Origin of the sequence: Streptomyces sp. NPDC127068 (assembly GCF_042724695.1) — a bacterium.
Classification (GTDB): Bacteria; Actinomycetota; Actinomycetes; order Streptomycetales; family Streptomycetaceae; genus Streptomyces.
On record NZ_JBHXEN010000030.1, the window covers coordinates 1 to 12,136 of the forward strand.

Here is a 12,136-nt window from a genome sequence, read left to right on the forward strand (position 1 = left end):
CCAACCCCCCCAACCGCGCCGGCCGCTACTTTTTTTTAAACCCCCCCGGCCCCGGGTGGTGGCCCCCCCGCCCGGGGGGCGGGCGGGCTGCCCGCGGCGCGAGCACCACCACCCTGACGCAGTCAGGGTGGTGACGGCCCGTCCGCTGCGCTCCCGGGCCGGATTTGGGTTCCGCCTTGGTTTTGGGCGGGCTTACGCTTCGCTTTCAGCCCGAGGGACGGGTCCGCTGCGCTCCCCCGCCCAACGGTCCTTCCGGCTGCGCCTCCAGAACCCTTGAGGCCCGCTGACGCGGGCCAGGCTGGCTGCGAGGGGGAGGGGTTGCTCATTCGTGTCGGGTTCTTGTGTAGCGGTGCATCGGGTTGATGCACCATGTACCGTTGGCGGAAACACAGGACACCCCGAACGATCCTGAAGGAGGACTGAGTGCCCGTGGATGAAAAAGGTTCCATTTCGTCCTGCCACCCAGCATGGGACATGCTCATCCCGGCTCACACAGAATATCTGTCGGCTATCTCGCCTCACTATGACGAGGTCTTCTGGGACGTCGCGCAGCGCGTCGAGCGTGCGGGGTGTCTCGGCAAGACAGACATCGCTGCCTTGGTCGTGTGGAAACGCATGTCTGCACGAACGTCTTGGGCAGCGGCACTCATGTCTCTGTCGGACAGTCACGTTCGAGCTATCACCGAGCGGGCCGTCACATCGGTTCAGGACCAAAATCTCTCTCGTTCCAAAGCGGCTCGGGCAGGACGCGGCGCCATCTCGAAGCTGCCAGGTTTCGTCAAGGGTGACGCTCTCGCGTCGGCCATTCTGACGGCGGCCGCCCCCAAGCGAATGGGCGTCTACGACGCACGCGTCCAGCGGGCCCTCGAACGTCTCGGACTCACCCTCACGGACGATTCGGGCCGCTATGGCCGCTACATGGAAATAATCGACATGCTCCTCGCACACAGAGGAGGGCGCGCGAGTGGTTGGACCGCGCGCGATGTCGACACTGCCTTGTATTGGTTCGGGAAGAAGAGCTAGAGGGGGATCTCGGCAAATGTTGATTAATCTCAAGGAACATCAGGTAGACCAGCGGTCCGCGTTTCGTAGGTGGGTCGGATTCCCTGCAAGGTCATCTGTGCCCCCGCAGGGTGCCCGGGGCACCATCGTGTCAGCGACCGGCTCGGGCAAGACGATCACCGCTGCCGCGTGCGCGCTGGAGTCCTTCGCGGACGGCCGGATCCTCGTCACCGTGCCCACCCTGGACCTGCTCGCCCAGACCGCCCAGGCGTGGCGCCTGGTGGGCCACCGAGCCCCGATGATCGCCGTGTGCTCGCTGGAGAACGACCCGGTGCTTAAGGAGCTGGGCGTGCGGACCACCACGAACCCGATCCAGCTCGCCCTGTGGGCCGAGGCCGGGCCGGTCGTCGTGTTCGCCACGTACGCCTCCCTGGTGGACCGCGAGGACCCGGAGGACCCGACGGGCCAGCGGAAGGTTCGCGGACCGCTGGAGGCCGCTCTGGCGGGCGGGGAGCGCCTCTATGGGCAGCAGATGGCGGGCTTCGACCTCGCGATCGTCGACGAGGCGCACGGAACCGCCGGCGACCTCGGCCGCCCGTGGGCGGCGATCCACGACAACACCCGGATCCCGGCCGACTTCCGTCTCTACCTCACCGCCACCCCGCGGATCCTGGCCGCGGCCCGGCCGCAGAAGGGGGCCGGGGGCGAGGAGGCGGAGATCGCGAGCATGGCCGACGACCCGAACGGCACCTACGGCGCCTGGCTCGCCGAGCTGGGCCTGAGCGAAAGCATCGAGCGGGGGATCCTCGCCGGGTTCGAGATCGACGTCCTCGAGATCCGCGACCCCTCCCCCGTCCTCGGCGAGTCCGAAGAGGCGCAGCGGGGCCGGCGTCTGGCGCTGCTGCAGGCTGCCCTCCTAGAGCACGCCGCGGCGTACAACCTGCGTACGGTCATGACCTTCCACCAGAAGGTGGAGGAGGCCGCCGCGTTCGCGGAGAAGCTGCCCGAGACCGCCGCCGAGTTGTACGTCACCGACGCCTCCGACGCCGATCTGACAGCCGCGGAGAAGCTGCCGAAGTCCTCGATCGACGCCGAGTTCTACGAGCTGGAGGCAGGCCGCCACGTCCCGCCGGACCGCGTCTGGTCGGCCTGGCTGTGCGGGGACCACCTCGTCACCGAGCGCCGGGAGGTCCTGCGGCAGTTCGCCAACGGCATCGACGCCACCGGACACCGCGTGCACCGGGCGTTCCTCGCCTCCGTACGCGTCCTCGGCGAAGGCGTCGATATCACCGGCGAGCGCGGCGTCGAGGCGATCTGCTTCGCCGACACCCGCGGCTCCCAGGTCGAGATCGTCCAGAACATCGGCCGGGCGCTCCGCCTCAACAAGGACGGGTCCACGAAGATCGCCCGCATCATCGTGCCGGTCTTCCTGGAGCCAGGCGAGGACCCCACCGACATGGTCGCCTCCGCGAGCTTCCGCCCTCTTGTGGCCGTCCTCCAAGGCCTGCGCTCGCATGACGACCGTCTCGTCGAGCAGCTCGCTTCCTGCGCCCTCACCAGTGGCAAGCGCAAGACCCACCTGCGCCGCGACGAGGACGGGCAGATCGTCGGCACCGGCGGCGAGGGTGACGAGGACCAGGAGGACGGTGCCGACGCGGCGGCCGAGTCGGCGCTGCTGCACTTCTCCAGCCCGCGCGACGCGGCCACGATCGCGGCGTTCCTGCGGACCCGGGTCTACCGGCCCGAGTCCCTGGTGTGGCTGGAGGGCTACCAGGCCCTCATCCGCTGGCGGACGGAGAACGGCATCACCGGCGTCCACGCCGTCCCGTACGACACCGAGACCGAGGTCGGCGTCACCAAGGCGTTCCCCCTCGGACGGTGGGTGCACCAGCAGCGCAAGGCGCTGCGGGCCGGGGAGCTGGAAGACCGGCGCAAGGCGCTGCGGGCCGGGGAGCTGGAAGACCGGCGCAAGGCCCTCCTGGACGCTCCGGAGGCCGGGATGGTCTGGGAGCCGGGCGAGGAGGCATGGGAGGCCAAGCTCGCCGCCCTGCGGTCGTACCGGAGGGCCACCGGGCACCTCGCGCCCCGGCAGGACGCCATGTGGGGCGAGGACGACGAGATGGTGCCCATCGGGCAGCACATGGCCAACCTCCGCAGGAAGAACGGCCTGGGCAAGGACCCGGAACGGGCCGCCGCACGCGCGGCGCAGCTCACCGCGGTCGACCCCGACTGGAACTGCGAGTGGCCGCTGAACTGGCAGCGCCACTACCGGGTGCTCGCCGACCTGGTCGACGCCGACGGTCACCTCCCCCACATCGCCGCCGGCGTCATGTTCGACGGCGACGACATCGGCACCTGGCGCTGGCGTCACCAGAACCCCGGCACCTGGGCCCAACTCCTCCCCGAACAGCAGGAACGCCTGACCGCGCTGGGCGTGCAGCCCGACCAGGCGCCCGCTCCCGCCCCTGCGGAAAGCCGCGGGGCGAAGGGACCGAGCAAGGCGCAGCAGGCATTCCAGCGGGGCCTGGAAGCCCTCACACAGTGGGTAGAGCGGGAAGGCACCCACCGGCCGGTCCCCCGCGCCCACGGCGAGGAGATCGCGGTCGAGGGCGAGACGGAGCCGGTGGTCGTGAAGCTGGGCGTATGGGTCTCCAACACCCGGGTCAGACGCGACAAGCTCACCGAAGAGCAGTTGGACGCGCTCCGGACGCTGGGCATTGAATGGGTGTAAGACCACTGGCAGGTCGTGGAGCGTCAGGCGGCCTGCCCCTCCCTGCCCAGGTGTGGCCGTCAGCTCTCGGGTTCGCCGATGTAGGTGTTCGGCATAGTGATCTGTTCGATGCCAGGGGAGAGACGTGGTACTGGTACGGCCTGCGTGGAGATCACCTGTGCGCCGACGGCTTGGGCGGCATCGGCAATGTCACGGAGAACTTCGTGAACGACGTCACTTGCGATTCCCTGCTGGAAGGGGTTGTCGAGCATGAGGAGTCCCGGGTACGGGCAGTCGTCTCCTAGGTCCCTGGCCAGGAATAGTAGGGCCCTGCTATAGGCGAGGAAGAACAACACTCGGGCCTCGGCTCCGAGAACTTGGCTCCAGGGGCGGGTCCCGACGTAGAAGGTCAGGTCGTCCGCGCTGATCGCCACATTCCCTGCCACCCAGACATCATCGCGGTGGCGGTTGAGGAATTCGTTCATCCGGTCAGCGAACAGGGCGCAGCGGTCGATGGGCGTTCTCCCTGTGGTGGGGGTTTCATCATGTTGCTGCTTCAGTCGGTTCAGTCTGTCTTGGGCCGCTTGACTCGTCTGCGTGGCGGCAGTCTTGCGGGTGAGCATCTGCTCGATGGCGGGCAGCGCCATGAGTTTTTGTTCCAGGGCGGCGGTCTGGGCGGCCATCTCTTCGAGTCTGGCCATGAACGGGGCGAGGCGGGCGGCCCGGTCGACGTTCAGCTGCCTGGCGATGTCTTGATGGGTGCTCTGGGCGTGCCGGTGGTCGGTTTTTGCTTGGTCGAGGTCGTGGCTGGTTCGTGCGATGACTTCCTGGAGGTCGTCGGCCTCTGCGGTCAGGGACCGCTTCTCTAGTTCTCCGCGTCGTCTGCGCTGGTCCTCGGTCACTGACTGGGTGCAGACGTAGCAGGTACCTTCGGGGTGATCGCGATGGATGTCGATCTTCTGCTCGCAGGCAGGACACAGGCGCACCGGCAGGCTGTCGAAGATGTCGACGGAGGCGAGAAGGCGTTCCATGCGGGCGATCTCTGCCCGGACCGTGTTGTGAGACTGCATGTGGGCAGTCAGGACCTGCTCGAGGCCGGCGACGGTCTCGGCGGTACTCGTGAGGTCTTGGGTCGCCTCCTCGTACTGCTGCGACAGGGTGGCGTCGTAGCCATGGCTCACTGCCCCGGCATCGCCTTCTTGGCGTCGTTCGGCAACAAGCTGCTCCACTTCGCGGGTTAGCTGGGAACGTTGCCTGACAACCGCGTCGAGCTCGGCCCGCAAGTCGGTTCTGATGGAGTTGACCTGCTGCTCGCTCCTGGGTGTTGGCAAATGCAGGTTCTCGCAGACAGCTGCGACGGCTCGGTCTGTGCTGTCATGTACCTCTCGTTCGGCCGCCTGCGCCTGCGCGAGTCGGCGCTGTGCTGCCGCAAGCTCGAAGTCGTGGTTACTGTACCTGGCCGGGGCGAAACCCAAGAGGTAGCTGATGACGGCTCGCCTCAGGAACTCTTGTTCCTTGTCAGCGAACTGAGTCCACGAGTCCTCGTTGCGGTAGATGTGGCGCAGCAAGCTGCGGAACGTCAGAGGTGTGAGCTCGGTGGCAGTGGCGGCCTGGATGCCTTTGGGAATGCTAAGGATCGGCCAGCCAAGCTTGTGCAGGATCCGGTCGGAGAACTCGCTGACAGGGAATTCGTCGCCGTTCAGTACGACCTTGCTCTGGCGCCCGTACTGGAGGCTGCGCCGGATTTCCGTTGGAGTGCCGTTCAGGGTCAGTTCGATGCTGACCTCTACGTACTCGTCGGCGACGGCCGCCTTCAGGGCCTCGGTCGGGCTGTCCCGGTTGCCGAGACAGTAGTCGATGGCCTTGAGCGTGGTGGTCTTCGAGCTGTTCCTGACGCCAGACAGAATGCTGAGGCCGGTGGTATTGAACGCGTACGTATCCATCTCGCCAGACGTGTGCACCATCGTGACCGACTCGACTCGTAGCCCTTTGCGGGAGGGTGTCGGGGGCGTCGTCATGGCCTGATCTCCTGGTTGTAGGCGAGATCCGCCACTTCCTCGGGGAAGAGTTGGTAGACAAGGTTCTTCAGGTCGGTCCCGGACCACTGCGCCAGGTTGTTCCTCATGGCGCGGCATCGAGTGACGATGGGCTGGAATTCGTCCATGTCCGCCAGCGCTGCGGCCGCTCGCTTTCCGGCCGAGGTCAATCGGACGCGCTCTGGTCTGTGGCTGGTGGTGATCGTGATGAGACCGCGGGCCATGAGGAAGGCCAGAAACTGGCGGTAGCGGGGGTCCCAGGGACCGAACCGGTACCGGATCATCGGGGCCTCTACTTCCTCGGGCATCGATGCGCGAAAGGCGCCCTGTCCGCTCAGGGTGTCGGCAAGTTCGCTGTGCGCGCGCTCGAGGAAGACCGGGTAGCGGAGGAAGAAGTCGAGCTTCGCGAGCTTGGTTCGGCCGGCGATATGAGGACCGGGGTCGCTGCCGCACTCGGCAACCAGGAGCAGTAGCCGGGAGGCGTGGAAGTCTGGCGAGTCGTCGGGGTCCCATGGCCGGTGGGGTGGCGGGATGGCGCTCGCGCCGATGTTATGAAGCATCGGCGTACCGGTTCTGGCAGCGAGCGGTGATGTCCGCAAGTACGGCGTGAGCTCGAGCGAGGGACACCGTGCCGCTACTCACTGCGGGGAGGCCTTCTACGCGGGTCAGGGTCTCGAAGTATGCGTCTGAGCCGGCGGGGATGCGTCCGGCGCGTCGTTCAGCCATGACGCGTGAGCAGATGGCGTGGACTTCGTCGGCGAAGGCGTCCATCGCCTCGCGGGCTGGACCGAGGCTGGCACGCCAGGCACGACGGTACTTCAGCGCGTTGTCGAGATGCCCTGCCGCCTCGTCTGCCGGGACTCCGGCAACCGCAAGCTTGTCAGTGAGTTTCGTGAGAGGCGCAGTGCTTCCGTCCGGCCTTCGCCCGGTGGCCCGTGTGATCGCTTCATGGAGCATGTCTTGGAAGTCACGGGTGCCCACCTGGCGTGGCACTGGGGCAAGCGCATCGCGTGCGATGCGAACTCCGAGCCAGACCAGGACGTCTTCGATGTCAGTGGTCAAGGGCGGCTGCCCCAAGATCTTCGTCACGATCGGTCCGAGCCGACGTAGGGCCCTGTCCTCAACCTGCTCGATGGTGCGGCCCTCAACAAGGACCTCTAGACGGTCGACGCACCAGCCGATGTCGCGGCCTTGAGGAAGGTCCACGCCTTTGAGCCGGACAATGATGTCATCCCGAATCGGCGACGGGACGGGACCACGCTGCTGTCCGCGATCGACGACGAACGCATGGAAGTCGGCCTGCGGACTCTCGTTGACGATGAAGGTGAACCGAGTCTCGGCTGGGAGAGGTTTCCCGAGGAACAGCTTTCCCAGGTAGCTCGTCTCTGGCTTCTTCGGAATGTCCGGTGTACACACTTTGGCGACACTGTGCCGCTTACCGGCTTCCTCGATGGTCTTCACCTGGCGGTATGCGGGCGCGTCACCGTTTCTGCAGACGATGTCTTCCAGGTCCTCCCAAGAGACCTGAGTCCACATGCCCTCATGCATGTCCAAGCAGTCAAGAAGCGTCACCGCGTCTTGGTAGGCGAAGCCGCGCCGACTTCGGCGTCCGCCGTCAGCCGGCGCTGCAGACATCGGCACCCCGATGAGTCAGGCGCCGGTAAGGCGACACGGAACTGGCTGACAATCCTGTGGCTCGCACCCACACCCCCTAGAACATCCAAGCGGCCAAGTACAACACTGGGTAACAGAGTGTGGCAATACGCATAACGATCAGCGATAAAGTTGCCCGTCCCTTGACGGTCGTTGCCAGCGGTCGGTTCAGGAGTCCCGAACCAGGGGTTCCAATTTTGGACGCAGCACACGGCTCCGTGGCCGGTTGCAATATGCGCCGCGTGACGGCTGCCAGCGATGCGGGAGACCACCCGAGCCAGCGCCAGTACGACGCCATTCATCGGCCCGCGGTACACCGGAACCTGCTGGCCCAGTCGGTGTCACTGGCCTTAGCCGGCATCCGGCTCACGGAGCGCCGGGGTCTCAGCACACGACCGGCGAGCGGGCCACCCACCGGGAGAACAGCACCGGGGTGCCGGCGACGTCCATCCTGACCCGCGCCGCCGACTTGTCGCTGGTGCTCCCCCAGGCTCGTAGCCTGCGTCAGCCGACGCTGTCCCGAGAATGCAGAAACTTAGCAAGCAGGGGCGGACGATGCGAGAGAACTGACGCTACGGACTACAAGGTGCCGGCCCTGCCGACTGGCCGCTTGGAGAGGCAAGCATGGGACAGATCGGGCAGGGGCTGGAGCGTGCGTTACGCACCCGGCCCATTCCCTCAAGTACCGGGGCCCGCCTGCGATTTCTGTTGGCGACGCACCGAGGTTCCACCAGGAAGGTGGCCACGGTGCTCGGAGTTTCGCAACGCACCGTGCAGCGATGGGTGACGAAAAGGCCAGGAGCGCGTCGTCCTCCGGGGCCGACGCAGGTGCGGGCGATCGAGGAAGCGGTACTGGCTCGGTGGCAGCCGCGCGTACGGGCCCGTCGGCGTGCCCAGGCCGAGGCGGAGGGCTTCGTCTTCCATACCAGGGCGCGGTTCGGTTTCACCGCACCGGCGGGGTCCTCGGACGATCCGCGGGTGCGGTGGATCACCCAGGATCTGCCGGGAGAGGTAGCCCGGGAGCTGTTCGCCGCCCGGGATGCCGGCGCGGGCGAGCAGCAGCAGACGGTGATCCTCGCCCGTGCGCTCGGGCACGCCTACTTTCGCGAGTGGGGACGCCGGGCCCATGGTCTGCACATTGCGTTCAGCGATGTTGAGTTCGCCGACTTCTCGATCGGCTGAGCCTGCCCTTTGAGCAACCGCGACAGGGTGTTCAGCGTTGCGAGGGTCGGACGCGGCTGGACGGCGCTTCGTACTGCTCGGCTTCCTGCCGCTCGCGCCAGTCCCACTCCACACGGCCGACCGGGCCTTTGCGGCGGGCTGCGGGCGGCTGGGGCGGGCACAGTCTGGCCGTCTCCGCCACGCGTAGCAGGTGCGCACGGTCACCTGGCGCGGCGAGCAGTTCCTGGTTCTCGCCGGAGGCGAGCCGGGTGAAGTAGGCCGCTGCTCGCAGGAAGACGCTGGCCCAGGGTGGTACGGGGTGGGCGGCGCAGCCGTCGGTGTAGCGGGCGCGGTCGTGGAGGGCGAGCGTGGCCGCGGCGGTGTCGTAGTCGTGGGGGCGTGCGGTGGCGAGTTGCTGGAGGGAGGCGCCGGTGAAGAGCGCGGCGGCGACGGCCGCGGCCAGGCGCGGATGTGCGGTCGCTGCGTGGAGGCAGTGGGCGACTTTCTGGGCGGTGTGCGCGGTGAGAGGCACGGGCGGTGGGCGGTGCCGCCAGATGATCGGGGGCGGGGTGCACGGGTCGGTGCAGGGGCGGGGGCTGTCGTAGGAGATGAGGCGTTCCAGTGCGGGCAGGGTGAGCCACGAACCGGTCGACCCGGCGGGCTCGTCTGCGAGTGGGGGTTCGGTGACCGGTGTGCCGTAGTAGTGGCGGCGGGCTGCGTCGAGGTCGGTGGTGAGGGAGTAGTCGGCCGTCTGCAGGGCCTGGTGCAGGGCGGCGGGAAGGTGGGGGCGGTGGCAGACCAGGGTCAGGTGGATACCGGTGAGGGCACGCAGCTCCAGGAGGCGCATTGTGCGGCGGGCGGTGAGGCGGTGGGCGCGCAGGACGGTCAGCCGGGTGACGGGCAGGGCGGTCATCCAGGCCGTGGCGGCTTCCCAGGCGGGCTGACGGCCGCCAGGAAAGCCGCCCGGGAGCAGGGGCGGCTTACCCAGGGCGGCGAGAAGGTCGTGGGCGAGGCCGGTCTCGCTGGTGGTGCCAGGGCCGGGGTGCAGGGTGATCCGGCCGGACGGCGGATGGTGGGCGGCCAGGGCGGTGTGCGTGTGCAGCACGTCGTCGTGGCGGTCGAGAACCACGGTGACGGACGGCAGCGGCGGGACAGGAGGCATGGACGGTGTGGTCAGGCGAGGCGGCTGAAGGCCCAGCGCAGCAGCTCCTGGTCGACGCGGGCACGTCCCGTACGGGCCAGGGCGGTGCGGGTGTGTGCGGTCAGCTGGGCCCAGGCGCGGAAGTTGCCGTGCGCGGCGTGGCTGTCGGCGAAGGCGATGTCGTCGGGGTCGGCGTCAGCCCAGACCGGGTGGAACAGCGGGATCACCTCGAGGACCTCGTCGGGTGTGAGGCGGGTGAACTGCTGCCAGATGAAGACACGGGAGGAGAGCATCGGTTCGCGGCGCAGCACGGTGTGGCAGCCCTCACCGCCGACGAAGATGATCGCGAGCTGGGTGGAGGGTTCGTCCCACAGGTAGCGGAAGTATTCGAATGCCTCCCCGTTGAGCCACTGTGCTTCGTCGACGAGGAAGGTGCGGGGGCGTTCGGCCAGAGCGGTCTTCAGCAGACGGTCGAATTCGCTGGGGTGGCGTGGTGGCTCGCCGGCCAGGTCGAGGGCGGTGAACAGTTCGTAGCGCACCGCGCGGGCAGTGGGCCGGGCCCGGAAGGTGATCTTGCGGATGTCTTCGCCGGGTTCGAGTGCGCGCAGGCAGGTGTTGACGGCGAGGGTCTTGCCGAAGCCGGCGCCGCCGTGGATACACATCATCGCGCGGGCAGCGACCGTGTCGGTGATGTTCTCCCGTGCGGTGAGCAGGGCGCGGGTGGTGACCACGGAGGCATCGGGCAGGTCGACGTACTGATAGGTCGCTGCGGTCACGAGGCGTCTCTGTCTTCGTCGGGGGTGAAAGGTGCGCCCCGCCCTGCCGGGGCGTCCGGGACTGAAGGGGCGGAGTCACTGCTGGACGGAAGCGGGGCGGGCCGGGCCGCCGTGGTCAGCGCAGCCAGGGAAGCAGGGGTGCGCCAGTCGGCCGGGGGTGCGGCAGGCGGGATGACGTCCGGCAGCGCAAGCTGCGACAGGCTGGTGCCGGCACTCCGGGCGAGTTCGGCGTCGGCCTGTGCACCGGTCAGTGCGCCGAGCCGTCGAGGGGGCTCGGCCTGGGTGGCAGCGGCGTAGCGCTCGTGCTGGGAAGCTTCGAGGTCCTTCTTCAGGCGGCGGCTGCGGGCGGCCCTGGCCCGCCGTACCGCGCTGATCTGTTCCTCGGTGGCCTGGTCGGCCAGGTCCGCCGGACCCAGGTAGCGGCCGGTGGCCGCATGGTAGACCTCGATCCGGTGATCGTGGTGGGGCATGAAACGGACCCGGACCTGGATCCCGGACTGACCGGTCATCCACGGCCCCACGTAGTCACGTTTCCTGAATCGGATACCGCGGGTCGTCAGCATGCGGGTGCCGGCGTCCTCCAGGGTGAACGTCCACAGATCCGCGGCCGGCACGTCTCGTAGCGGGGTGGGATCGTCCTGCCACGCCTCAAGCGGGGTCCTGCCCCGCAAGGGCGCGGGCTGGTGTTCGGTGTTCCACCACAGCGTCCAGGCGAGTAGACGGGCGGTGAAGTCCTCGAAGCCGAGCAGCACCTCGTCCTTCGGGCTAGAAGCCCGTTTGCCAGGGCGCGGCTGGCGGGCGTAGCCGGGCAGCGCGGCCAAGAACATGCTCTCCACCGCCCTGTTGAGGCCCTCCACGGTGCCCTTGAGATGGGGGGTGTAGGCGGGCAGGTCCTCCACCGTCACGTCGAGGAGATCGAACGCGGCGGTCACCGTCCTCGACAGGAAGTCCTTGCCACGGTCCACACGCACCTTCTCGGGCAGGCCGCCGAACGGGCCGTAGGGGTCCTCGCGCAGGACCGCGGAGCGCAGCGCGGCCAGCACCGACTCCCGCGACGGATGCACTGGCGTGACCGCGACGCCGGTGATCGCGTTCGTCGCGCAGTCGGTGAACCAGGTGATCCACGGTCTGCGGGCCCTGCCGTCGACCTCGATGAGCACGGGGGCCTGCATGTGGTCGGTCTCCCACACCTGGTTGCGCCAGCCCCGCGGCCGGGCCAGGAACACATCATGCTTGCGCGCCGCCCGCTCCCCACCCGCAAGCCCGGCCCGCTCCCCCGGCGTCAGATCCCGGCGGATCGCCCGGTGCAGCGTCGTCAGCGACGGTGCGTTGGCAGGAGGAGATTGCCTGGCAGCACGCAGGACCAGTTCGCGGTGGACCGCCCGCACGTTCCCCTTCCACAGCACCAACAGTCCACGGACCTCGGGCGTGACCGTGAATCTTGCATCGACCCGGGAGCGTGCGCCGGGGTTGGCAGCCGCAGTCTCATCGCTCTGAGCGGTGGCCAGCCAGCGCCACACCGTGCGCTCCGACACTCCTAGCGCGTCCGCGGCCACCCGTACATGGACTGCTGTCAGCTTCTTGGCTGCCCGCAGTGCGAGCAGCCGCCGCACGGCCGGACCGCGCAGCGCCGTCCTCGACGCCGCAGGCAGTCCGC

The 12,136-nt window shown here is 68.2% G+C and carries 9 protein-coding genes; 3 read left to right on the top strand and 6 right to left on the bottom strand.

Translation table 11 applies throughout. The annotated features are described in order from the left end of the window. The first annotated feature begins 423 nt into the window (after positions 1 to 423). Both ACFWIA_RS19750 and ACFWIA_RS19755 read left to right on the top strand, forming a co-directional pair. Positions 424 to 1,023, top strand: a complete 600-nt coding sequence (locus ACFWIA_RS19750; RefSeq protein WP_387006731.1) for a hypothetical protein — start codon at positions 424 to 426, stop codon at positions 1,021 to 1,023. 16 nt (positions 1,024 to 1,039) lie between these two features. After that, positions 1,040 to 3,733 (top strand): Helicase associated domain protein, encoded by a 2,694-nt coding sequence (locus ACFWIA_RS19755; protein WP_387006733.1) that lies wholly within the window; start codon positions 1,040 to 1,042, stop codon positions 3,731 to 3,733. A 59-nt stretch (positions 3,734 to 3,792) separates the two neighbouring features. Here ACFWIA_RS19755 and ACFWIA_RS19760 read toward each other — a convergent pair whose 3' ends face one another. The 3 genes from ACFWIA_RS19760 to ACFWIA_RS19770 are packed head-to-tail and all read right to left on the bottom strand — an operon-like array spanning position 3,793 to position 7,383. Continuing rightward, a complete protein-coding gene (locus ACFWIA_RS19760) occupies positions 3,793 to 5,730 on the bottom strand; it encodes a hypothetical protein (protein WP_387006736.1) in 1,938 nt (645 codons plus the stop codon). Further along, positions 5,727 to 6,308, bottom strand: coding sequence for a hypothetical protein (locus tag ACFWIA_RS19765; RefSeq protein ID WP_387006739.1), 582 nt, complete (start codon positions 6,306 to 6,308; stop codon positions 5,727 to 5,729). The genes ACFWIA_RS19760 and ACFWIA_RS19765 overlap by 4 nt, the downstream gene beginning before the upstream one ends. Further along, positions 6,298 to 7,383, bottom strand: a complete 1,086-nt coding sequence (locus tag ACFWIA_RS19770; protein WP_387006742.1) for a dsDNA nuclease domain-containing protein — start codon at positions 7,381 to 7,383, stop codon at positions 6,298 to 6,300. The genes ACFWIA_RS19765 and ACFWIA_RS19770 overlap by 11 nt, the downstream gene beginning before the upstream one ends. 642 nt (positions 7,384 to 8,025) lie before the next feature. Between ACFWIA_RS19770 and tpg the strand changes: the two genes are divergently transcribed. Then, positions 8,026 to 8,583: a telomere-protecting terminal protein Tpg gene (tpg, locus tag ACFWIA_RS19775; protein ID WP_387006745.1), complete on the top strand. Its 558-nt coding sequence runs from the start codon at positions 8,026 to 8,028 to the stop codon at positions 8,581 to 8,583. A 31-nt stretch (positions 8,584 to 8,614) separates the two neighbouring features. Here the strand turns inward: tpg and ACFWIA_RS19780 are convergent, their stop codons facing one another. Genes ACFWIA_RS19780 through ACFWIA_RS19790 form a run of 3 tightly spaced genes read right to left on the bottom strand, consistent with a single transcriptional unit; the run spans position 8,615 to position 12,092 of the window. Then, positions 8,615 to 9,724 (bottom strand): hypothetical protein, encoded by a 1,110-nt coding sequence (locus ACFWIA_RS19780; protein WP_387006748.1) that lies wholly within the window; start codon positions 9,722 to 9,724, stop codon positions 8,615 to 8,617. Positions 9,725 to 9,735: 11 nt separating this feature from the next. Further along, positions 9,736 to 10,479, bottom strand: a complete 744-nt coding sequence (locus ACFWIA_RS19785) for an AAA family ATPase (protein ID WP_387006751.1) — start codon at positions 10,477 to 10,479, stop codon at positions 9,736 to 9,738. Then, entirely contained in the window at positions 10,476 to 12,092 is a 1,617-nt protein-coding gene (locus ACFWIA_RS19790) for a Mu transposase C-terminal domain-containing protein (RefSeq protein WP_387006954.1), read from the bottom strand. Before ACFWIA_RS19790 ends, ACFWIA_RS19785 begins: the two co-directional genes overlap by 4 nt. Positions 12,093 to 12,136 lie beyond the last annotated feature (44 nt).